Annotated in this window: 24 protein-coding genes and 1 pseudogene; 13 read left to right on the top strand and 12 right to left on the bottom strand. The window is 57.6% G+C overall.

What is annotated here, in order from left to right:
- Positions 1-732 carry a TVP38/TMEM64 family protein gene (locus tag EBB79_RS01565; RefSeq protein WP_127747159.1) on the bottom strand — a complete coding sequence of 244 codons (732 nt, stop codon included), beginning with the start codon at positions 730-732 and terminating at the stop codon, positions 1-3.
- Positions 733-1,161: 429 nt separating this feature from the next.
- On the opposite strand from EBB79_RS01565, the gene rpmH reads away from it, so the two are divergent.
- From rpmH to yihA, 8 genes and pseudogenes are all read left to right on the top strand, one after another.
- Entirely contained in the window at positions 1,162-1,296 is a 135-nt protein-coding gene (rpmH, locus tag EBB79_RS01560) for a 50S ribosomal protein L34 (RefSeq protein ID WP_127747158.1), read from the top strand.
- A gap of 16 nt (positions 1,297-1,312) precedes the next feature.
- Positions 1,313-1,754: pseudogene (gene rnpA / locus EBB79_RS01555) on the top strand (ribonuclease P protein component).
- Positions 1,755-1,814: 60 nt separating this feature from the next.
- Entirely contained in the window at positions 1,815-2,057 is a 243-nt protein-coding gene (gene yidD, locus EBB79_RS01550; protein WP_127750832.1) for a membrane protein insertion efficiency factor YidD, read from the top strand.
- A gap of 92 nt (positions 2,058-2,149) precedes the next feature.
- On the top strand, positions 2,150-3,046 hold the full coding sequence (gene ttcA, locus EBB79_RS01545; protein WP_127747156.1) for a tRNA 2-thiocytidine(32) synthetase TtcA: 897 nt from the start codon (positions 2,150-2,152) through the stop codon (positions 3,044-3,046).
- Positions 3,047-3,143: 97 nt separating this feature from the next.
- Positions 3,144-4,661 carry a putative bifunctional diguanylate cyclase/phosphodiesterase gene (locus EBB79_RS01540; protein WP_238704971.1) on the top strand — a complete coding sequence of 506 codons (1,518 nt, stop codon included), beginning with the start codon at positions 3,144-3,146 and terminating at the stop codon, positions 4,659-4,661.
- Between the two features lie 123 nt (positions 4,662-4,784).
- Positions 4,785-6,602: a membrane protein insertase YidC gene (gene yidC / locus EBB79_RS01535; RefSeq protein ID WP_127747154.1), complete on the top strand. Its 1,818-nt coding sequence runs from the start codon at positions 4,785-4,787 to the stop codon at positions 6,600-6,602.
- Positions 6,599-7,351: an MOSC domain-containing protein gene (locus EBB79_RS01530; RefSeq protein WP_127747153.1), complete on the top strand. Its 753-nt coding sequence runs from the start codon at positions 6,599-6,601 to the stop codon at positions 7,349-7,351. Before yidC ends, EBB79_RS01530 begins: the two co-directional genes overlap by 4 nt.
- Positions 7,351-8,001, top strand: a complete 651-nt coding sequence (gene yihA / locus EBB79_RS01525; RefSeq protein ID WP_127747152.1) for a ribosome biogenesis GTP-binding protein YihA/YsxC — start codon at positions 7,351-7,353, stop codon at positions 7,999-8,001. The genes EBB79_RS01530 and yihA overlap by 1 nt, the downstream gene beginning before the upstream one ends.
- 166 nt (positions 8,002-8,167) lie before the next feature.
- Here the strand turns inward: yihA and EBB79_RS01520 are convergent, their stop codons facing one another.
- Complete coding sequence (locus tag EBB79_RS01520; RefSeq protein ID WP_127747151.1) at positions 8,168-8,896, bottom strand: SDR family NAD(P)-dependent oxidoreductase; 729 nt, start codon at positions 8,894-8,896, stop codon at positions 8,168-8,170.
- 121 nt (positions 8,897-9,017) lie between these two features.
- Between EBB79_RS01520 and argB the strand changes: the two genes are divergently transcribed.
- From argB to EBB79_RS01495, 5 genes are all read left to right on the top strand, one after another.
- Positions 9,018-9,881, top strand: coding sequence for an acetylglutamate kinase (argB, locus tag EBB79_RS01515; protein WP_127747150.1), 864 nt, complete (start codon positions 9,018-9,020; stop codon positions 9,879-9,881).
- 128 nt (positions 9,882-10,009) lie between these two features.
- Complete coding sequence (locus tag EBB79_RS01510) at positions 10,010-10,804, top strand: sterol desaturase family protein (protein WP_127750831.1); 795 nt, start codon at positions 10,010-10,012, stop codon at positions 10,802-10,804.
- Positions 10,801-11,460 (top strand): ferredoxin, encoded by a 660-nt coding sequence (locus EBB79_RS01505; RefSeq protein WP_127747149.1) that lies wholly within the window; start codon positions 10,801-10,803, stop codon positions 11,458-11,460. Before EBB79_RS01510 ends, EBB79_RS01505 begins: the two co-directional genes overlap by 4 nt.
- Positions 11,457-11,954 carry a SixA phosphatase family protein gene (locus EBB79_RS01500; RefSeq protein WP_127747148.1) on the top strand — a complete coding sequence of 166 codons (498 nt, stop codon included), beginning with the start codon at positions 11,457-11,459 and terminating at the stop codon, positions 11,952-11,954. Before EBB79_RS01505 ends, EBB79_RS01500 begins: the two co-directional genes overlap by 4 nt.
- A gap of 211 nt (positions 11,955-12,165) precedes the next feature.
- Positions 12,166-12,594 (top strand): GNAT family N-acetyltransferase, encoded by a 429-nt coding sequence (locus tag EBB79_RS01495; protein ID WP_127747147.1) that lies wholly within the window; start codon positions 12,166-12,168, stop codon positions 12,592-12,594.
- Positions 12,595-12,662: 68 nt separating this feature from the next.
- Here the strand turns inward: EBB79_RS01495 and EBB79_RS01490 are convergent, their stop codons facing one another.
- From EBB79_RS01490 to EBB79_RS01445, 10 genes are all read right to left on the bottom strand, one after another.
- On the bottom strand, positions 12,663-13,454 hold the full coding sequence (locus EBB79_RS01490; protein ID WP_127747146.1) for an amino acid ABC transporter ATP-binding protein: 792 nt from the start codon (positions 13,452-13,454) through the stop codon (positions 12,663-12,665).
- A gap of 12 nt (positions 13,455-13,466) precedes the next feature.
- The gene (locus tag EBB79_RS01485; protein ID WP_127747145.1) at positions 13,467-14,774 is read right to left on the bottom strand and encodes an amino acid ABC transporter permease; all 1,308 of its coding nucleotides are present in this window, start codon (positions 14,772-14,774) and stop codon (positions 13,467-13,469) included.
- A gap of 1 nt (position 14,775) precedes the next feature.
- Positions 14,776-16,044, bottom strand: a complete 1,269-nt coding sequence (locus tag EBB79_RS01480; protein WP_127747144.1) for an amino acid ABC transporter permease — start codon at positions 16,042-16,044, stop codon at positions 14,776-14,778.
- A gap of 127 nt (positions 16,045-16,171) precedes the next feature.
- Complete coding sequence (locus EBB79_RS01475) at positions 16,172-17,188, bottom strand: amino acid ABC transporter substrate-binding protein (protein ID WP_127747143.1); 1,017 nt, start codon at positions 17,186-17,188, stop codon at positions 16,172-16,174.
- A 232-nt stretch (positions 17,189-17,420) separates the two neighbouring features.
- On the bottom strand, positions 17,421-18,125 hold the full coding sequence (locus EBB79_RS01470; RefSeq protein WP_127747142.1) for an ATP12 family chaperone protein: 705 nt from the start codon (positions 18,123-18,125) through the stop codon (positions 17,421-17,423).
- 3 nt (positions 18,126-18,128) lie between these two features.
- Positions 18,129-18,797 (bottom strand): HAD family hydrolase, encoded by a 669-nt coding sequence (locus tag EBB79_RS01465; protein WP_127747141.1) that lies wholly within the window; start codon positions 18,795-18,797, stop codon positions 18,129-18,131.
- Positions 18,794-19,837, bottom strand: a complete 1,044-nt coding sequence (locus EBB79_RS01460; RefSeq protein ID WP_127747140.1) for an RluA family pseudouridine synthase — start codon at positions 19,835-19,837, stop codon at positions 18,794-18,796. The genes EBB79_RS01465 and EBB79_RS01460 overlap by 4 nt, the downstream gene beginning before the upstream one ends.
- Entirely contained in the window at positions 19,834-20,214 is a 381-nt protein-coding gene (crcB, locus tag EBB79_RS01455) for a fluoride efflux transporter CrcB (RefSeq protein ID WP_127747139.1), read from the bottom strand. The genes EBB79_RS01460 and crcB overlap by 4 nt, the downstream gene beginning before the upstream one ends.
- A 129-nt stretch (positions 20,215-20,343) precedes the next feature.
- On the bottom strand, positions 20,344-21,660 hold the full coding sequence (locus tag EBB79_RS01450) for a replication-associated recombination protein A (protein WP_127747138.1): 1,317 nt from the start codon (positions 21,658-21,660) through the stop codon (positions 20,344-20,346).
- Between the two features lie 2 nt (positions 21,661-21,662).
- A complete protein-coding gene (locus EBB79_RS01445) occupies positions 21,663-23,048 on the bottom strand; it encodes a trypsin-like peptidase domain-containing protein (RefSeq protein ID WP_127747137.1) in 1,386 nt (461 codons plus the stop codon).
- Positions 23,049-23,052 lie beyond the last annotated feature (4 nt).

Below are 23,052 nucleotides of genomic sequence, written 5' to 3'. Positions count from 1 at the left end.
TCAGATCTCTTTCTTGCCACGCAGGGAGTTGATCACAATTGGCAGTGCTGCCAGCGCGCTTAGCGCCAATATAGGTCCGATGATATGCGGTTCCCAGAGCAGGCTCAGATCCGGGTCACCACCGCGATCAAACACCGCACCCAGGCCGACGCCGATCCAGGTAAAGACGATGGCGCCCGGAATAATGCCCAGGGCAGTGGTCCACAGGAAAGTGCCAAACCTGACCCCCACCAGCGCCGGCAGCAGGTTGGCCACGAAAAACGGCACCGCAGGCACCAGCCGGATCAGCAACAGCACCGAGATCTCGTTTTCACGCAACCCGGTTTTGAAGGCCTGCATCCGCCCTGTCGAAGTCTCCAGCTTGGCCGTCAACATCTCGCCCAGCCCCCAGCGGGCCGCCAGAAAGATAACCGCCGCGCCACTGGTTGCCGCGGTGATGTTGAACACCGTGCCCGCGACAAGTCCGAACAGAAACCCACCCGTGACCGAGGCCACCGCAGCCCCGGGCAGCGAGAATGCCACAATGACGATATAGGTTACGATAAACAGGGCAACCAATCCCCAGAAGTTCTGATCCCGGTAGGCCAGCAACGATTCGCGATTGTCACGCAACGTGTCGAAACTCAGGTAATCGCGCAGGGTGAAGGCGCCAATCACCGCAACGCAAAGCACCACCAACAATGGCAGATGGCGGAATATGTGGCGTTTTGGGTCGTCACTTGTCTGTGTCATAGGCATTTGGTCTCCAGTTCACCCCTTGCTACGCAGAAAATAGGGGCGAGGCGAGTAAAGCGGCACGTCAATCACGCCGCAGTGATCCCAACCGAAAGATTTGTGAAAATAGTTTCAATACCAAGGTCGCGCCTGACCTTGGGGAGGTGCACAGCGCCTTCTCCGTTTGCCTGAGGCAAACCTTTGGTTTGACGGCAAGGCCGGGCGCGTCCCGGCGATGCCGGGCCAATGCATACTGTTGAGCAACATCACCAAACGGTCCCCTCAGCCCCCTCCGGTCAGGGATTCAGGCAAAAACTTCGCATTCAGGCCGAAAACCCGCACCACAGGGTTTGACTCGCCGCCCAATCCCTTCTAATGACCGAGCTCGAGATAGACACCTCGGGGGCTTTTGTATGCCTTCGACACAATTGAATGGAGACCGGAGCGATGAAACGCACCTTTCAGCCTTCGAACCTGGTTCGTAAACGTCGCCACGGTTTTCGTGCGCGCATGGCCACCAAGGCAGGCCGCAAGATCCTGAATGCACGTCGTGCACATGGTCGCAAAGAACTGAGCGCATAAACGCGCACTCAGTTTTCTGACGGATTTTAAACCGCCGGAGGCCCCCTTGGGTTGGCATTGCCGCCCCTGGGAAACACCTCCGGCGGTTTCCGTTTGTCTATAGCGTCTCTCAGTTGCCACAGGTCAATATGCAGGTTCTCTCCAAACGCAGTGAATTCCTCGCCGCCGCCCGCGCCCGCAGGCAGGGTAGCAAGGGCATGATGGTGCAGGGCCGCAATCGCCACGACGCGGAGGACATCCGCGTTGGCTTTACCTGCTCCAAGAAAGTCGGCAATGCTGTCGCCCGCAACCGGGCCAAACGCCGCCTGCGCGAGGTCGCGCGGATTGTGCTGGCCAGTCACGGCAAGCCCGGCTGGGACTACGTATTGATAGGCCGCGCCACGCAAACCGCCGCGCGGCCCTTTGATCAGCTTCAGACCGACCTGATCCAGGCACTCAAAAAGATCCATGGGAAATAATTTTTGGGGTCACAGCGTTGCGACCTTTTCCAACCCCAGTACAGCGCCTATCTATTCGTTATGAACCCGCTGGCCCATATCATCGCCCTGCCCGTGCGCGCCTACCGGCTGATCTTTAGCCCCTGGGTTGGCTTTAACTGTCGCTATCAGCCAACCTGCTCGGCCTATGCCCTTGAAGCGCTTAAGAAACACGGCGCGCTAAAGGGCAGCCTGCTGGCCGCCAGACGCATTGGCCGCTGCCACCCCTTTGGCAGTGATGGCTATGACCCGGTGCCCGACACCCCTGACGACCGGCCTTCCTAAGTCGCCCGATTAACGGCTATGCCCAAGGCAGGAAATCCTAGCCAATCTGGATTTTTCTTGGCAAAAGGCCCTGCAACCGCTAGGGGCCCAACATGCTTGATACAGACACCAATGCCATCCACCCGCTGTTCGCCGGGGCGCCCTCGACCACCGAGTTCAAGAAACTGCGCAAACGCATCGTGCGCTACACCCGTGAGGCAATCGAGCAATACGGCATGATTGAACAAGGGGCCCACGACCCTGATGCCAAACCGCAAAAGTGGCTGGTGTGCCTGTCAGGCGGCAAGGACAGCTATACTCTGCTTGCGGTTCTGTACGAACTCAAGTGGCGTGGATTGCTGCCGGTCGACCTTCTGGCTTGCAATCTGGATCAGGGCCAGCCTGGTTTCCCCGCAACCGTTCTGCCAGAATTCCTGGAACAGATGGGGGTTCCGCACCGAATCGAATATAAAGACACCTATAGTGTGGTGATGGATAAGATCCCCGCCGGGCGCACATTTTGCTCGCTCTGTTCGCGCCTGCGCCGGGGCAATCTATATCGCGTTGCACGCGAAGAGGGATGTAACGCTGTCGTACTGGGCCACCATCGCGACGACATTCTGGAAACTTTTTTCATGAACCTGTTTCACGGTGGGCGTTTGGCCACCATGCCGCCAAAGCTGGTCAATGAAGAAGGAGACTTGTTTGTTTTCAGACCCTTAGCCCATGTAGCCGAGGCCGACTGCGAGAAATTTGCCCGCGCGATGAACTATCCGATTATCCCCTGTGATCTTTGTGGCAGCCAAGATGGGTTACAACGTCAGCAGGTAAAACAGATTCTCGACGGTTGGGAATCAAACAGCCCCGGACGCCGCCAGGTTATGTTCCGATCCCTGATGAACGCCCGGCCATCGCACCTGCTGGACCCAAAATTATTCGACTTTTTGGGATTAGAGCGCAAAAACACGGAATCTGAGACAATTTTCGACGATATTCCCGTCCTGCGTTAACCGACGAGTCAGACCCATACGCCTATTGTCACACCAACGCGTCGTGTGCGTTTAGGCGAAAGGTCATTTTATGCTCAATCCGGATTCAGATCGCTTGATGCGAATTCGACGCAAAATCGCTCCGGTTTTGCTTGGCCCGCCAATTCTTGCCTTTCTTCCCGCTGTGACCCTTGGCACCTTCTGGCTGGGGGGTGAGGCTGCGTTATTGACTGTTGCTCTGGGGTTGCCACTGCTGTTTGCCGCCTTAGGGGTCTTTGGCAAGGACAAAGGATCCTATATTCCACGTGATAGCGTCACCGGTATGCTGTTGCGTGAAGGCTTTGAACTGGTGTTGGATCAGGTTCACAATGACACCGACGATACCAGTTTGAAATCCGCAGTGATGGTTTTGGAAATCGACGAATACAAAGAACTAATTGCCCGACACGGCCAATCGGCCGGCGATTCTGTTGTGCAGCGTTGCGGTGAACGGATTATCGAAGCCCTGCGAGACAAGGACACAGTGGCCCGAATCGGTGACAGCAAATTCGCTATTTGCCTGACCCCGGTGCAGAACCTGGATCTGGAGCTCACGGTTCAGATGGCAGGACGGCTGCAGGCCTCACTGGAACAACCCATTTCTTTGGACGGGGCTTCGTTGTATCAGTCCTGTTCCGTTGGCTTTTGCATGCGCAGCCGCGCTCCGGGGCATAGCGCTGCCGACTGGTTTGCTGCGGCAAATGCCGCGCTGGCCGAGGCACAGCACAATGGGCCCTCAGGTATCCGCGCCTATTCCAACGACATTCATCGCCGCACCAAAGCCCGTAGTGATCTGCGTGAAGATGCAGCAGCCGCCCTGGAAGGCGGGCAAATCCAACCCTGGTTCCAGCCTCAAATCTCGACGGACACTGGCAAAGTCAGCGGCTTCGAGGCGCTGGCCCGCTGGTCGCACCCGGTGCACGGTATGATTCCGCCCTCAACCTTCCTGCCCGCCCTGGAAGAAGCAGGATTGATGGAACAACTTAGCCAGGTCATGCTGTATCACGCCCTGACCGCCCTAAAGGCATGGGACGCTGCCGGTGTCGAAGTGCCGGCAGTTGGTGTCAACTTCGCGACGGACGAGCTGAAAAACCCGGGCCTTGTGGACCGCGTCAAATGGGAGATGGAACGGTTCGAGCTGCCCCCCGAACGACTGGCTGTCGAAATTCTGGAAACAGTGGTCAGCGACTCACCTGATGATATGATTACGCGAAATATCTACGGCCTTGGTGCGCTCGGCTGTCAGATTGATCTGGATGACTTTGGCACCGGCCATGCCTCTATTGCCTCGGTGCGCCGTTTCAACATCTCCCGCATCAAGATCGACCGCTCCTTTGTGATGAAGGCCGACCGCGACCCCGAACAGCAAAAACTGATTGGCGCGATCCTGACCATGGCCGAGCGACTGGACCTGGAAACCCTGGCCGAAGGGGTCGAAACCGTGGGCGAACACGCGCTGCTGGCACAGCTGGGATGTGACCATGTTCAGGGCTTTGGCATTGGCCGCCCGATGCCCTTTGATCAGACCCTGGACTGGATCACCGCGCATCAGGCAAAACTGCAGGATGCCCCGGTGATCGGCACCCAACGCCCCTAATCGCGTTTGAAATGCCCCTTTGGGGCGGAATGACGCCCCGATGCACCCGAATCTGCTTGACCTTTGGGGTGCATCTCTGTTGAACCACACCCTGTCATTCCATGTACAAGGTGCCGGTCCCAAATGGACGACCAGAACAAAAATCTAATACTCGCGACCGTGCTCAGCTTCTTAGTGATTCTCGGTTGGTATACCTTTTTTCCACCACCAGAGCCGGTTCCGACAGTGGATCCCGTGGCGACCGAAACGAGTGCCGAAAACGGCACCGCGGGCGCCCCGGCCGTTGGCAGCACCGCTGCAGCTGACGCCACTGCAACGGCACAGGCGGCCGAAGCCGAGGCACCAAGCGCGCCACGCATCGACATCGACACGCCGCGCCTGTCCGGCAGCATCTCGCTGCAGGGTGGCCGCATCGACGATCTGTCGCTGAAGGACTATCGCGTTGCAATCGACGCAGAGGCTGCAATCGTCAAGATGCTCTCCCCCGTGGGTGAGCCTGGCGCCTATTACGCGCTCTATGGCTGGGCGCCGGCGGCCGGATTGTCCGCCGATGCGGTTCCGGGTGCCAATACCATCTGGCAAGCCCAGGGCACCGGCATACTGACCCCAGAGACCCCGGTCACCATGACCTGGGACAATGGCGCTGGCCTGACCTTCTCGCGCACAATTGCGGTCGACACCGACTATATGTTCAGCGTCACCCAGTCGGTGGCCAACAACAGCGGCGCCCCGGTGGCACTGGCCCCTTACGGCACCCTGGCGCGTCACGGCGAGCCTGCAGACCTGAAGAACTTCTTCATCCTGCACGAAGGCGCCATCAGCATGACCGACGGCACGCTAAGCGAGACCAAATACGGCAACATGCCTGATCTCGACGTCAACGAACGTGAGGGCGTACCGGCCGAGGTGTTCCAGGTCGAAGCTAACGGTTGGGTTGGTTTTACCGACCACTATTGGATGTCGACACTGATTCCAGCTGGCGGACAATCCTTCCGCTCGATCGCCAAATATGACGAACGTCGCGATATCTACCAAACCGACATCGTGCTGCCGACCATGACCGTCGCGTCAGGCCAATCGTCTGAAGTCACCAGTCAGTTGTTTGCCGGGGCCAAGGAATGGTCCACCATCCGCGCCTACGAAGCGGACGGCGTTGACGGCTACATCAACAGTATCGACTGGGGCTGGTTCTTCTTCCTGACCAAGCCGATCTTCTGGCTGCTGCACAATCTCAACCAGATCATCGGCAACATGGGCGTTTCGATCATCGTCCTGACCCTGATCATCAAGGCAATTCTGTTCCCGCTGGCCTATAAGTCCTACGTCTCGATGGCGAAGATGAAGGAACTGCAGCCGCAGATGGAAGAGCTGAAGAAAAAGGCTGGCGACGACCGTCAGGCGGTCCAGAAGGGCATGATGGAGCTGTACAAGAAGGAAAAGGTGAACCCCGCTGCGGGTTGTCTGCCGATCCTGATGCAGATCCCGATCTTCTTCTCGCTGTACAAGGTGATCTTTGTCACCTTCGAACTGCGGCAGGCGCCCTTCTTTGGTCCGTTCCAGGATCTCAGCATGCCGGACCCCACCTCGATCATGAACGTCTATGGTCTGCTGCCCTGGGGCGCACCTGAGCCAGGAACCCTGATGGCAACCGTGTTCATTGGTATTTTGCCGCTTCTGTTGGGCATCTCGATGTTCCTGCAGCAAAAGCTGAACCCGGCACCAACAGATCCAACTCAGCAGATGATCTTTGCCTGGATGCCATGGGTGTTCATGTTCATGCTGGGCGGCTTTGCTTCGGGTCTGGTGGTGTACTGGATCGCCAACAACACGATCACCTTTACCCAGCAGTATCTGATCATGCGTAGTCAGGGCTACACGCCGGATATTTTCGGTAACATTAAGTCAGGCTTTAAGAAAACGCCCAAGACGGATGAAAAATGACAAACCAAGTTACTGACATCTGGCGGCACCCGATCAAATCACATGGTCGGGAACTGCTGGACACCGTTACTATGATCGCCGGGCAAACCATGCCCGGCGATCGTGTTTGGGCCGTTGCCCATGAGGCCGCCAAGGCCGATGGCACCCAGTGGGCGCCATGTGCCAATTTCAGCCGTGGCTCCAAGGCGCCGGATCTGATGGCGATCAGCACCCGGCTGGACGACGCCAGTGGCCGTGTCACCTTAAATCACCCAAATCGTCCCGAGTTCAGCTTCGGGCCTGAAGATGCACGCGACCTGCCCGGTTTTCTGGACTGGGTGAAACCGCTGATGCCAGCCAATCGTGCGGCCTCGGCCCGGATCATCCGGGTGCTGGATCGCGGCATGACCGACACGGACTACCCCTCGGTTACGCTGTGCAATCTGGCGTCGCACCGGGCAGTCGAGCAGGCGATCGGGCATGACTTGTCCCCCCTGCGCTGGCGCGGCAACATCTGGTTTGATCTGGGCGAGGCCTGGGCTGAAAATGATTGGATTGACCGCAGCGTGCAAATCGGCGAAGCGGTGTTCAAAATACGCGAGCGCGTCGTGCGCTGTCTGGCCACGACCGCCAATCCCAAAACCGGCGTGCGTGACGCCGATACTCTTAAGGTTCTGAAAGACACCTGGGGCCATCAGGATTTCTCGGTCTACGCCGAAGTGATCCGGGGCGGTGCGATCAAAACCGGCGACGCAGTAAAGGTGCTCTGATGCAAATCCAATTTACCCTGGCCGAATCGCCAGATGACTTCACAACCGAAAAGGGCCGCAAGCTGTTTGCCGGCGAGTCCGAGTTCGTCAAAGGTGTGGTCGCCATGTCCGGCCTGCCGCCTGCCGACCGGATGGAGGTCTGCTTTGCCGGCCGCTCCAACGTGGGCAAGTCCAGCCTGATCAATGCGCTGACCGGCACCAAGGGTCTGGCACGGGCGTCAAACACACCGGGCCGCACCCAGGAAATCAACTACTTCACCCAGGGCCCCGACCACTATCTGGTCGACCTTCCCGGCTATGGCTATGCCAACGCGCCCCTGCCTGTGGTCGAAAAATGGCAGCGCCTGCTGAAACAATACCTGTCTGGCCGTCAGACCCTGCGCCGCGCCTTTGTATTGATCGACGGTCGCCACGGTGTGAAACCAGTGGACGAAGAGATCATGTCGCTGCTCGACAGCTCGGCGGTGACTTTCCAGTGCGTGCTGACCAAAATGGACAAGGTCAAAGACAAGGATCGTGACGCCATGCTGAACCAAGTGCGCAGCAAACTGGCAACGCACCCGGCCGCCTATCCCGAAATGGTCGTGACCTCGTCCGAAAAAGGCGACGGCATCGCAACCCTGCGCTCCATCATCGTTGGACTTGTCTAAACCTTGAACCGCTGGCCCTCACTGGCCTGGCCATGATGCTGATCATCCAGGCCAACGGGCGCGACGGAGGAAAATCCGGGTAGCTAAGGGTAAAATCACGCCCTGTTGTAAATCCCAAATCGGGCCTTGGGATTACTCCTCGGCCCGATTAAATCACTGCCTAAACTCAGACATGCTGGGCGCCGTTCACCTCTATCTCGGCCCCGGAAATGTAGGAACTATCCTGCGAACACAGGAAATAGATCGCCGCCGCCACTTCCTCGGGTTGGCCCAGCCGCTGCATCGGCAGCTTGCGGACAATCTTGTCCGTGCCGGGCGACAGAATGGCCGTTTCCACCTCGCCCGGTGCAATTGCGTTGACCCGTACCCCCAGAGGGCCAAAGTCATGCGCCATTTCACGCGTCAGCGCTGCCAGTGCGGCCTTGGATGTTGCATAAGCGGCGCCCGCAAAGGGATGCACCCGGCTGCCCGCAATCGAGGTTACATTGACCACAGATCCTTTGGCCGCCGCCAGTTCGTCCTTTAGCCCACGCGCCAGCACGACGGATGCAAAGAAATTGACGTGAAACACCCGACCCCAGTCCATCAGATCGGTGTCCAGCGTGCTCAACCGTTCGCCGTCCGGGCCCTTGGGGGAAATACCGGCATTGTTCACCAGCGCATCCAGCGGCCCGTCCAGTAGGTCTTGGATGACACCTACCGCATTGATGGTCCCGGCGGGATCGCCCAGATCGACCTGCACGTGGTTTTCCTGGCCGCCGCCCCAGGGGCATTCCTTGGGGAATGGATGGCGTGAGCAGGTGATCACCCGCCAACCTTCGGTATTGAACCGGCGTACGGTGGCATGACCGATGCCCCGGCTCGCCCCTGTCAGCAACATTGTCTTTTGGCGCATCGACCCGGTCCTCACCCTGTGATTATGCTGGCGACCCTATCACCGCTGCCCGCCGCTGCAACGCAACACTTGGCACAGATGACAGAACCGCGTAACAGAAGCGAGCAAAGGGACCCCAGTGATGAAGAAGCAAGAAATGAACCGCGATTGGATTGCCACCGCCGCCACATTATCCAGCGCTCTGCCGTATTTGCAGCGCTATGATGGGGCCATTGTCGTGGTCAAACTCGGCGGTCACGCCATGGGCAGTGACGAGGCAATGGATACCTTTGCCCGTGACATGGTTTTGCTGCGTCAGGTTGGGGTCAACCCGGTGATCGTCCACGGTGGCGGCCCGATGATCAACGCCATGCTGGAAAAGCTGGAAATCAAGTCTGAGTTCGTGAACGGCAAACGTGTGACAGACAAGGCCACCATGGACGTGGTGGAGATGGTGCTGTCCGGGCTGGTCAACAAGCGCATCGTTCAGGCGATCAACCGTCAGGGTGGTATGGGTGTCGGTCTGTCCGGCAAAGATGCCAACCTGATCACCTGCGACCAGACCAATCCGGAATTAGGCTTTGTCGGTACGCCCACCGACATGGACCCTTCGGCTCTGCGTCACCTGTTCGAGAAAGACATGATCCCGGTGATCGCCCCGATTGGCGCGGGTCGCAATGGCGAAACCTTTAACATCAACGGTGATACCGCCGCCGGTGCCGTTGCTGCGGCCCTTCAGGCGGACCGGTTGTTGCTGCTGACCGATGTTGCCGGCGTCAAGAATGCCAACGGCGAAGTTGTGACCGAACTCAAGGCGACAGACGTCGAGGAAATGACCCGCAGCGGTGTGATCGCGGGGGGAATGATTCCCAAAACCGAAACCGCTCTGCAAGCGGTGCGCAGTGGTGTGCGGGCCTGTACGATCGTCGATGGACGGGTACAAAACTCGGTCCTGCTCGAGCTGTTCACCCTGCACGGTGCCGGATCAATGATCCGCCCCGACTAAACCACCCCGACTGATCCACCCAAACTGACGTGCTTTGGCGGGCGAAAAGCCCGCCATCTGACGTTTTGTGACAACAACGTGTCTGCGGCAGGCTTGCGTTTTGCCCTCACATGCGTGTTTCTGAATGCATGGAGCATGAAACCACACTTCGACTTTCAATTTTTCTGGGGCTGTTCGCCCTGTTCGCTTATGCGGAACATCTTGCCCCTCGCCGGGAACGGCGCTTGCCGCGCAAGGGGCGATGGGTAACTAATCTTGTGATGTCAGGTCTGAACACCGTGACCCTGAACGCTTTGGCCATTGGACTGCCGTTACTGGCGGTCGGAGCCGCGCTCAACGCCCAGAGCAGCGGCTGGGGCCTGTTCAACATGGTAGAGTTGCCAAATGTCATCGAGCTGACTCTGGCGGTCCTTATTCTTGATTTGGCGATCTGGTTGCAGCACCTGATCACCCATAAAATACCGCTGCTGTGGCGTCTGCACCGGGTGCATCACGCGGACCGGGACATGGACGTGACCACAGCCGTTCGATTTCACCCCGTCGAGATTGCCCTGTCCATGCTGCTAAAGGTCGGACTTATCTACCTGTTGGGCCCTTCCGCTGTGGCGGTGGTCCTGTTTGAGATCATTTTGAACGGAACCGCGATGTTCAACCATTCCAACCTGCGCCTGCCGCCCGCCGTTGATCGCATCGTGCGGCTGGTTCTGGTCACTCCGGACATGCACCGCGTGCATCACTCGGCCCAACGTACGGAACATGACAGCAACTATGGCTTTGCCCTGTCAATCTGGGACCGGGTGTTTCGCACCTATGTCGCCCAGCCCTCCAAGGGACAAGACCAGATGACCGTTGGTTTGCACTGGCAAGACGATCGCCCGGCCCAGTTGGGCTGGAGCCTGCTACTGCCGTTCAAACGCAAATGACTTTTGAGCACGTCAACAGCGCCGTTCAGGCACAGGGGTTGGAAATCCACGGCAGCCTGCACCCGCGCCGCTCCCCTGTTACCGGCCTGACAACGGGCACCTTGGTGCTGTTGGGCACCGCCGGCGCGTTCTGGCCTGCGTTCACCGCGTCAGCCGAATATTCTGATGGCGCCCCCGACCCCGTGGATCGCTGGTCCCGTCGCGTGGTCAGCGCCCTCGCGCAGCGATTCTCTGCGACGGCTCATTTTCCCTTTGGCGGACCACCCTATGCGCCATTTATCAACTGGGCTTTGGCCTCTGGCCGGGCCTTTTCCTCGCCCTCGCAGATGATGGTGCATGATCAGGTGGGGCTTATGATCTCTTTTCGCGGCGCCCTGCATTTTGCCGATGAAATCGACATTCCACCCGCGCCAACTGCCCCGTCACCCTGCGATACCTGTGCCGACAAACCTTGCCTAACCTCTTGTCCTGTCGGTGCTTTTGTCGATGGTGGCCCCTACAATCTGCAGCCCTGCCACCAGCATTTGGATAGCGACAAAGGCACCGAATGTATGGCGCATGGCTGCATCGCAAGGCGCGCTTGTCCGCTTAGTTTGGGGGCAAATCGAGATTTTTCGCAATCTTCTCATCATATGCGCTATTTTCATTTCATATGACATGCACATTGATCCTGACCCGCCACGCCAAATCCGCTTGGGACAGCACTGCACCCAGCGACCACGCCCGCCCCCTGAACAAGCGGGGCCGCCAATCAGCCTCCGTGCTGGGGTGTTGGCTACGTGAAAAAGGCCATGTGCCTGATCAGGTGATCTCCTCGCCTTCGCAGCGCACCCGCGAGACCTATGACCGGATGAAGTTGCAATCCCCTGCGGTGTTTGTTGAGCGCCTGTACCACGCCAGTGCTGACATCATCTTTCAGGTTCTCAGCGAGGCCGAGCGCCCCTGCACTATGATATTGGGGCACAATCCTGGTATCGGTTCCTTTGCTCAGGGCATGGCGTCAGAACATCCTGAACACCCTCGGTTTTTCAACTACCCCACTGGCAGCACATTGATCCTGGAGTTTGATATTCCCAGCTGGACCAAGCTGGAATGGGGCACCGGTAAGCTGGTGGATTTTGTTGTGCCGCGTGAACTGGAAAGCGCCTAATCACCGTCGTTGTCACCGGCATCCTTTTTCACTATGTCTTATGTGACCGTTCTGGAGATTTTATGTCCTGTTAAGGCCGGGCCAATGGCTGGCCCCCACACATCATGTCAAAGCGACACTTGCGCATCTGCGACACGTGAATTGATATCTGTGCCTTTTCCAATTCCAAGACATATTGCCCATGTGGCAAAATCCAAAGGACACTCTGACAATGATCAGATCCTATCAAGCCGGTGACAAGCCGGACGTTATTTCCATCTGGCAAGAGGCAAGCAAACTTGCACATCCGTTTCTGACCGATGACCAAATGGATCAGGCAACGACAATGGTCCGGGACCATTTCCTCGACATCGCTGAGACCTATATCGCCGAGCAGGACGGCCAAGCTGTGGGCTTTGTCGCGCTTTTGGGGAATGAGGTTGGCGGGCTGTTTTTGCGGCCCAGATACCATGGGCAGAAGATCGGCAAGGCCCTGATGGACAAAGCCGTAGAGGCCCAGGGCGCGGTGCATCTGGAGGTCTTTGTGGACAACCCCATTGGGCGGCGTTTCTACCAAAGCTATGGCTTTGTAGAAGGCATAGAGAAGACGGATCCGGTATTTGGCTATCAGGTACTAGAGCTCACCTTTACCCCAGGTTGACACTGACCAACCCAAGAAAAAGGCCCCCCGATTGCTCGGGGGGCCAATTCATACATCATGATCGTGGATCAGTGACCCAGGATCTGGCTCAGGAACAATTTGGTCCGTTCGCTTTGTGGGTTATTGAAGAACTCTTCTGGTTCGTTCTGTTCCACAATTTGACCGGCATCCATAAAGATAACGCGGTTCGCCACCTGACGGGCAAAGCCCATCTCGTGGGTCACGCAGAGCATGGTCATGCCTTCTTCCGCCAGTTCGATCATGGTGTCGAGCACCTCTTTGATCATCTCTGGATCCAGCGCTGACGTCGGTTCATCAAACAGCATGATACGCGGCTTCATGCACAGGGACCGTGCAATCGCCACACGCTGCTGCTGACCACCGGACAACTGTCCGGGGTACTTTAGCGCCTGCTCAGGGATCTTCACCTTCTCCAGGAAATGCATCGCCGTTTCTTCGGCTTCTTTCCGGGGTGTCTTACGCACCCAGATCGGAGCCAGCGTCAGGTTCTCAAGGATCGTCAAATGTGGGAACAGATTGAAGTGCTGGAACACCATCCCCACTTCGCGACGGATCTTGTCGATGTTTTTCAGATCGTTCGACAGAACGGTCCCATCCACAGTGATCTTACCCTGCTGGTGTTCTTCCAGCGCATTGAGGCAGCGGATCAGGGTCGATTTCCCCGAGCCCGAAGGCCCAGCGATAACGATCCGTTCACCCTGGTTAACGGTCAGGTTGATGTCACGCAGCACGTGAAACGACCCATACCATTTGTTCATGGCATTGATATCAATCGCGACCTCATCCGAGACCTGCATCTTGGAACGATCGACAGTGCGTGAAGTAGCAAGTTCAGACATGTGTTGAACTCCTTAACGATGGCCAGTCTGAAGCTTGCGCTCCAGATACATGGAATAACGAGACATGGAAAAGCAGAAGACAAAGAACATCAGCGCGATAAAGCCATAAAGCTCCCACACGACGCCGTTCCACTCTGCATTTGCGCGGATACCATTGGACAGTCCTAGCGGGTCCAACAAGCCAATCACCGACACCAGCGTGGTGTCTTTGAACAAGCCGATAAAAGTACTGACGATCCCCGGAATAGAGATTTTCAGCGCCTGCGGCATGATGATCAGCCGCTGAGCCTGCCAATAATCAAGGCCCAGACTGTCTGCCCCTTCATATTGTCCAGTAGGAAGAGCCGCCAAACCGCCCCGAATAACCTCGGCCATATAGGCGGAAGCAAACAGGGTGGCCATGATGATGACCCGCATGATGATGTCAAACGAGGTGCCCGGAGGCATGAAGATGTTCAGCAGCGTCGACGCCACAAACAGCAGCGTGATCAGCGGCACACCCCGGATGAATTCGATGAACCCAACACAGAGCGCCTTGACGATCAGCAAATCAGACTGACGCCCCAGCGCCAGCACGATGCCAATCGGCAGTGAGAAGCCAATAGCCACCACACCAATGGTCAGTGACAGCATCATGCCACCGAACTGCCGACTGCCGACCGCTTCGATCCCGATCGGGATAATACTGGCCAGAACACCGGAAAGGGGTCCCATCAGCAACAGCCACCAGACGACGGCAACAAGCACCGCCACGATCAGGGAAATCAGTTCACTGACCTGCGCGACAAGGAACCGGTAAACAGCGTAGCTGACGACAAAACCAGCCAAAACCATCAGAGGAACCCAGATAGAACCGCCCCACAGCAACCAAGGCATCAGGAAGGGATACAGCGCCGAAAACCAGACCAGTTTGGCCGGAACATGTTCGGCAAACAGCACTGGAGACAGCGCGACACCCAGCAGAATAAAGGCTGCGATGGGCCGCCAGTAGTAGTCAGACGGGTAGAACCCCATGAACAACTGAACCCAGCGATCGTTGATAACCCCCCAGCAGGCCCCAGAGAAATGACCCTCACGGCCCAGTCCACTCAGGATTTCACGACATTCAGCCAGTGAAGTTGCATTCCAGGTAGGCGACCAGGCCCAGGGCACAAGTGCCGCCAGAATAAAGTAGATGGCAAACACCGAAACCACGGTCAGGATCGAGTTGAAAACGCCGGAAAACAGGTTGTGTTTTGCCCAACCCAGGGCTCCGACTTCGGATGCTGGCGGATCTTGTTCCGGCAGCATTTCGGTGCGAACAAATGAAATATCGCTCATATTACCGCTCCACCATTTTGACGCTGTTGTTATACACGTTCATCACCGCTGAAATACTCAGACTGATGAGCAGGTAAATCGCCATAGTCAGCAGAACCGTTTCCAGCTCGCGGCCAGTTTGGTTCAATGTGATGCCCATCAATGTTCCCGTAAGATCCATATACCCCACCGCAATCGCCAGAGAGCTGTTTTTGGTCAGGTTCAGATAATTCGAAATCATTGGCGGGATGATCACCCGCAGGGCCTGTGGCAGGATCACCAAATTCATGATCCGTTTGGGACGCAGTCCCAGGGCTGCTGCCGCTTCGGACTGACCGTGGTCGATGGCCAGAATACCGGCCCGCACGATTTCAGCGATAAAGGCGGCGGTATAGAGTGACAATGCCAACCACAGGGCGATCAGCGAGTTCCGGAAGTGGGTGCCTCCCTTAAAGTTAAAGCCCTTTAGTTCTGGGTATCCAAGGTGAAAGCCGAGGATATACAGCAAGATTGCCGTCGGAACGACGATAAGCCCCAGCCGAACATGCCAGGTCTTGGGACGGTCGCCCGTCACCTCCTGGATCTTATCCGCCCGTTTACGGAACCAGTTGGCCCCCCAAAGGCTTGCGCCCAGTACCAGCATCAGGGCCAACAGGTCCAGACTGACATCAAACCGCATGCTGGCGGCACCAAACAGGTGGACATCGCCAAGCGTATTCGAGAACAGGGGTTCCGGGATATACACACCGCGGTTGGTGACTGCCACGCTGTCATTCATCATCATCTGGGCAGCGGGATTGTCGCCCTTGAAGGCCCGGGGAGCGGGCATCGTTTCGATCATGATTGCCATGGTAAACACGATCCAGAGCAAGACTGGAACGTTGCGGAACGTTTCCACGTAGATCATCATCAGCTTTGAGATGACCCAGTTGTTGGACAAGCGCAGAACGCCGATCGCCACACCCAAAAATGTCGCCGTAATACAGCCAAGAACGGCCACCACCAGCGTGTTCAGCAAGCCAACAAAGGCAGCACGCAGGTGGGTATCTTGTGAGTTATATTCCAGCAGACGCTGGTTGATATCGTAGCCGGCTGGTTCACCTAGAAACCGAAAGCTTGGCTCTTTGCCAAGATCCGCCAGGTTCTGTGCGGTATTGTTGAACAGCCAGCCCAGCAGGAGGAGAAATCCGATCAGAGCAACGATCTGGATTGTCATCGACCTGTACCGCGTGTCGTAGATCAGCTGTGACAGCCGAAATGACTCCTGCGGTGGGTCCGTGAGAGTTGTCATATGTAATGATCCCCGTGACTCCCTCGATCTTATCCGGGCGAGGTTTCCCCCCGCTTCCTGTGATCAAGTTCGTATTGCAGATAAGAAAAGGGCGCAGGGGTTACCTGCGCCCTTAACCTTGCGGTTCTTAGCGGAACGGAGGCGAGTACAGCAGGCCGCCGTTGGTCCACTGCGCGTTCAGGCCGCGTGCCAGACCAACTGGAGTTTCTTCGCCGATGTTCTTGGCAAAGATTTCACCGTAGTTACCACCAGCCATGATTGCGCTTTTAGCCCAACCAGCGTCCAGACCCATCATTTCGCCCAGTGTACCTTCGGTACCCAGCAGACGGTTGATTTCAGGGTTGTTAGTGCCAGCAGACATCTCACCGATGTTAGCCGAAGTCACACCCAGCTCTTCAGCCGAAACCAGAGCATTCAGTGTCCAGCGAACAACATCGCCCCACTCGTGGTCGCCGTGGCGAACCAGCGGGCCGAGAGGCTCTTTGGAGATGATTTCTGGCAGCAGAACGTGGCCAGCAGGATCGTCAAAGGTGGCGCGTGTCGCAGCCAGACCCGAGGCGTCTGTGGTGTACACGTCGCAAGCACCGGCAAGGTACTGCTGCTGTGCTTCAGCGTTGGTTTCGATCGGAACCGGCTCGTAGCTGATGTTGTTGGCGCGGAAGAAGTCGGCCAGGTTCAGCTCAGTTGTGGTACCAGTTTGGATACAGACGGTTGCGCCGTCCAGTTCCTTGGCCGAGGAAACACCCAGGTCCTTTGGAACCATGAAGCCTTGGCCGTCATAGTAGTTCACGCCAATGAATTCGAACTTCAGATCGACATCGCGCGAGTAGGTCCATGTGGTGTTACGGGCCAGCACATCGATCTCGCCAGAAGCCAGCGCGGTAAAGCGTGTCTTACCAGTGGTCGGAACGAATTCAACAGCCTTGGAATCACCCAGTACTGCAGCGGCAACAGCGCGACAGACGGAGACGTCAAAGCCGGCCCATTCGCCGTTTGCGTCCGGAGCAGCAAAACCAACCAGACCGGTGGTGACGCCGCAGTTCAGTGTACCGCGAGCCTTGACATCATCAAGTGTGCCAGCAGCAGCCGCGCCAGCAGCCAGACCGGCTACAGTGAGCGCGCCCAAAAGAACGGTTTTTTTCATTTTTACCTCTTCCTGATATTTCCGTCCTTATGGACGGTTTTGTTCCGACACCAGCAATGTCGAAAATTGGAGTGAACTGGGATATCTTTCCAATTCGTTGCTAAGTTTGGGCTTATTCATCAACAGTCGTCAAGTGTTGGATCACGAATTTCGATGGCGAATTCTCAAACTTACTTAATAGTAATTGGACTTATTGCGACTCAAACTGTGCCGATGACAGTATTTTTTCAAGCTAGCAAAAGTCGTAAAACCGCTTGGCGTGAAGAAAAGCCTGCCGCTTAATTTCAGCTTCAGCCTGGGCTTCTTCGTCTGGTCCCCATTGCTCTTCCTGCCAAGATTCATCCAAACGCGACAAGGTCCAGATCTCGGCTGGGCTGCGCCAGCCAGCGGCAGCTGCGAAGCCCAGAATCAATGATCCTGACATACCGACCAAATCGTGAAACGCAGCCAATTGGAAGTCTGACAGGGCCTGAACCCTATCCCGTAGGCTCTGCAGGGCCTCTACATCCTGCGGTTGATGCTGGATGCCGCGACGGGTTTGTAGCCTGACATTCAGTTCCGAAGCCGCCCAGTCCAGCGCCGGATCCCACTGCTCTGATTGCCGTTGAACCAGTTCAACCGGACTATCAGCCCGGTAACACAACAAGTCAGAATCACCATATTCGGCTAGCATGTCAGCCACTTCAGAATGTTGCATCTGGACTTTGTCCAGCGCTGCATTGGCCGATCGCGTGCAGGGCATTGTATGCGGGTTCACCGCATCAACCTGGGCCTCCCATTCCACTGCAATTGCCTCGGCCATAGCACGTGTGGGAAGGAGCAAATCTACCTTTGCGGGAGTTTTGACCCTCCGCCCGTCCAGTTCAATGGCGAATCGGCCCTGTGATTCGGCCACAGAAACCTGTTTCCAGAATCGCTTTTGCTTCCAAGTACTCATAGGTCAGGCTTTCCAAATCTGGTGCAATAACGGGGCCAATTGGGCGAAATTGTCGATGATATAATCGGCGTTTAACTGATCCACCGGGTGATATCCCCAGGGGACTGCGATTGTTGTCACTCCGGCCGCGCGCCCCATGTCGATGTCATAACTGGTGTCACCAATCATCACGGTATGTTCGCGCGCCACTCCGGTTTCGGCCATTGCGGTGTGGATCATCGAAGGGTGCGGCTTTGAGGGGTGATGATCCGCCGATTGCCGGGTCACAAAACAGGTCAATTCATGCGCTGCAATCACCGCATCCAGCCCGCGCTGCGACTTACCAGTCGCTACCCCCAACAGGTACTCAGGCACAGCGTTTAGCGTCGCCAGCATATCAGAGGTTCCGGGGTACAATGGTGAATGCGACCGACCTGCGGCCTGACGTGACACCATATACGACGATTTATAGGCCTCGACCACCGCATCCCGCGTTGCGGCATCCATATCCGGGGTCAATTGCTCGATTGCCAGATCCAGTGAGAGCCCAACAATCGACAAGATCGCGTCGCGTGATGGCGCGATATGGCCAACCTGCGCAAAGGCCTCAGCCATGGCGCCAGTGATGGCCCCCTGGCTGTCCACCAGGGTCCCATCCATATCAAACAGAACCAGCCGCAGGTCTGCGCTCATTCCTCTTCCTCAAACGGATCTTCGGGCACCTCTCTTGGGTCCCATTGGAAATAGTCCCAGGTGTCCTGCATATGCTTTGGCAAGGGCGCGGTGATGTGCAGGACGGACTTGTTCTCAGGGTGCTGGATCTTGATGCTGCGCGCGTGCAGGTGCAGCTTCTTCGAAATTTCATCGCCCAGCTGTGAGCCCCAGCCATCACCAAGGTTTTCCTGACCCGAACCACCATACTTGCCGTCGCCGACAATCGGATGTCCCAGCTCACCCATATGCGCCCGCAACTGGTGAGTGCGCCCAGTTACAGGGCTCAACGCCATCCAGGCTGCGCGTTTACCAGCCGCCTCTAGCAGCGAATAGTCGGTCACAGCCTTCTTGGCGCCAGGAGTGTCGTCAATGTCGCGCGGGTGGATGTTGTACATCTTTTCACCCTCACCGCCCGGTCCGTGGCCATGTGCCTTGACCAGACCGGTCTTGATCATCCCGCTTTTGGGATGCGGCACGCCCGCGACCACGGCCCAGTATATCTTGCGGGTTTCACGGTGCCGGAACGCTGCCGTCAGCGCCTGAGCGGCCATTCGGGTCCGCGCCAGTAGCAATACACCCGAGGTGTCCTTGTCCAGCCGGTGCACCAGCTTGGGCTTTTCGTCCAGCTCGAAACACAGTGCCGCGGCCAGACCGTCCACATGGCGGCTTTGCCCGCTGCCGCCCTGCACCGCCAGCCCATGCGGCTTGTTCAGCGCTATGACGTGATCGTCGCGGTAGATTACGCAAGACTGGATCATCTTGATGTCGGCCTCGGAAATCCGACGCTGGGTATCATTGGGTCGCAGGTCACTGGCAGGCAGCGGTGGCACGCGCACGGTTTGTCCAGCCATTACCCGGGTCGAGGACTTCACCCTACCGCCGTCAACCCGCAGGTCACCCTTGCGGCACATCTTTTCGATGCGACCCTGACTGACATGCGGGAACAACCGCCGCAGCCAGCGGTCCAGACGTTGGTCCGTGTCGTCGTCCGCAACGATAATTTTCTGTACGCCGCTCATGTCAGCACCCCTTTTGTGACCATCAGGCCAATAAACAAACCGCCCACCGACAGCCCAACGGACAGCAGCACATAAAGTGCCGCCTGCCCCAGAGCACCGCGTTCGATCAAATGAACCGTCTCGAGCGAGAACGCCGAGAACGTGGTGAACCCACCCAGCAGCCCGGTCATCACAAAGGGGCTAAGATGCGTCAAACCGCGATGCGCAGCGACAACCACAAAGGCCCCCATCAGAAACGATCCGATGACATTCACCAGGATGACCGCAACCGGAAACGGATGATGTCCCAGCAGCCGGATCACGCCCAGGCCTGTCAGGTATCGGCACGCAGCCCCGATTGCGCCACCACAAGCGACATATAAGACGGTATAAAACATTGGCGGTCTCTCGCGTGTGCCGCCCCGGATGTCAAGTTTTGCCAGCAATGCGCCCAATGCAGGGCTAAACGCAACCGGGTAGTTGCCGCAAGGCACGTGCTGGCTCGCGCCAAAACCCGACCGCTGCCTCTAACTATTGCGTTGCGCGCGTAATTTGGCAAAATAATCCACCCGCCGCTTCAACTCGCGCTCAAACCCCCGCTCAACCGGCTGATACAACACCGGGTGTTTCACACCGTCCGGAAAGTAATTCTGCCCCGAGAACCCATCCTCAGAATCATGATCATAGGCATATCCATCGCCATAGCCCTGCTCGGCCATCAGCTTAGTCGGCGCATTCATGATATGTTTGGGCGGCGGGGCGCTGCCGGTCTGTTTGGCCAGACGACGCGCCGCCTTGATGCCCACATAGACCGCATTCGATTTGGGCGCCAAGGCCAGATAGACCGCCGCATTGGCCAGCGCCAGCTCGCCTTCCGGGCTGCCCAATCGCTCATATGTTTGCCAGGCATTCAGACAGACGGTATTTGCCTGCGGATCTGCCAGACCGATATCCTCGGTCGACATCATGGTCAGCCGACGGGCCAGAAACCTCGGGTCCTCGCCGCCTTCCAGCATCCGCCCCAGCCAATACAGTGCCGCATCCGGGTCTGACCCCCGAATGGATTTGTGCAAGGCCGAGATCAGATTGTAATGCTCGTCACCGGATTTATCGAATTTCGCCGCCCGCCGCATCAACCGCGTCGCCAGCGCATCCCGGTTCAACGGCTTGCCCACGGTCCAGGCAGCCACTTGTTCGATCAGGTTCAACAAGGCGCGCCCATCGCCATCGGCCATTTCGTGCAGTGCATCACGCGCATCCGCATCCAGCGGTAAGGCCCGCGCCAGTTCCTTTTCGGCCCGCTGCGTCAGCAGCTCCAGATCCACCAGCGACAGCCGCTCCAGCACCAGCACCTGCGATCGGCTCAGCAACGCGGCGTTCAGCTCAAAACTGGGGTTCTCGGTGGTGGCGCCCACCAACAGGATGGTGCCGTCTTCCATATGCGGCAGAAACCCGTCCTGCTGCGCTTTGTTAAAGCGGTGCACCTCGTCCACGAACAACAGCGTGCCGCGGCCATTCTGACGCCGGATTTTAGCAGCCTCAAACACCTTCTTCAGATCCGCCACCCCGGAAAAAATCGCACTGATCTGCACAAAATGAAGGTCTGTTTCATCCGCCAGAAGACGGGCGATGGTGGTTTTACCCACACCGGGTGGTCCCCAGAAAACCAAGGACGTCAGGGACCCCGAGGCCAGCATCACCCCCAAGGGAGCCTCGGGGCCCAGGACCTGTGACTGGCCAATGACCTGCTCCAATGTCCGCGGTCGCAGCCGGTCGGCCAAAGGCCGGTTGGGTTCGGGCTGACCCTCCCCCTGTGCTGTGCCGCTGTCAAACAGATCCGCCATGGTTACAACCGGAACTGCAGGTTCAGCTGCTGGCCGCCGCGCAGCAGGTTCATTTTCACCCGTCGCCCCGAAGTCTCAAGCAACGTGGGAACATCGGCGGTATTGGCAACAGCCTCCCCATTGATATCCTGCACCACGTCTCCCGGGCGCAGCCCCACGCGGGCGCCACTTGATCCCGGATTGGTGATCACCACCCCCTGGGCGTTTAGCGGCAACCCCAGACGCAGGATGACCACTGGATTGATACGCGCCACCACCAGACCCGGCAGCACCGACCTTTCGTTCATCTGCAGCAGATCCGCCGACGGGCTATCAGGCGCAGCCATCATTTCCACGTCCAGATCATCCACCTCAGTGCCGCGCAAGCGGGTGATTGTCGCCTGCCCGCCCATTCCGACAACCGACATGCGAAACACCATCTCCGAAGGAGAATTGACCACCTGGCCTTCGACCGCAGTGATCACATCGCCCACTTCGAATCCGACCTTGGCAAACGGACTGGCCCCATGAAGATCCGAGATCACCATGCCCTCGGGACGATCCATCCCCAACGAGGCCGCCATATCCGCATCGACCGGCTGGCCCGACATGCCAGCCCAGGGACGCTGAAATTCCTCGGCACCATTTTGCGCCTGATGCACAAATTCGCGCACCAAGTTGGCCGGGATCGAAAAGCCAATACCGTTCGACCCGCCAGACCGGCTAAGAATACGCGTGTTGATGCCAATCAGATCGCCATTGACGTCAATCAGCGCGCCGCCCGAGTTGCCCGGGTTGATCGCAGCATCCGTCTGCAGGTAATAGCCGAACCCTTCGCCACTTGCGGTGCCGGTTCGCGCCAACCCGGAAATGATGCCACTGCTTACGGTTTGCCCAACACCAAACGGGTTCCCAATGGCCAGCGCCAATTCACCAACCTCGACCTGATCGCTGTTGCGCAGGTCCAGAAAGGGCAAATCGGCGGCCTCTTCCAGCTGCAGGATGGCCAGATCGCTGGCCTGATCCGCCAGCACGACACGCGCATTATATTCGCGCCGGTCGGTGGTCACCACCCGGATATCGGTGGCCATGCCAACAACATGATAGTTCGACACAACAATGCCATCCGCCGACAGGATCACCCCCGACCCCAAGGAATTTTGAACCCTCGGCTGCGGCTTGGTTAAACCCCGAAAGAAGTCGTCAAAGAACGGATCGTTTGAAAACTGCGTACGCTGGCGTTCCTGGGTAACGATCTTGGCATAGATATTCACAACCGCCGGCGCGGCCTCTTTGACAAGCGGCGCAAAGCCAAGACTGATTTCAGCCTGCGAGCTGGGCACTTTGGTCTGAGCTGCCAGCGGCGCTGCGACAACAACAATAAGGGCAATAAGGGCTGCGCGGATCATTTTG

It is taken from the genome of Parasedimentitalea marina, from assembly GCF_004006175.1.
GTDB lineage: Bacteria > Pseudomonadota > Alphaproteobacteria > Rhodobacterales > Rhodobacteraceae > Parasedimentitalea > Parasedimentitalea marina.
This window is presented reverse-complemented; position numbering and strand designations above follow the sequence as displayed.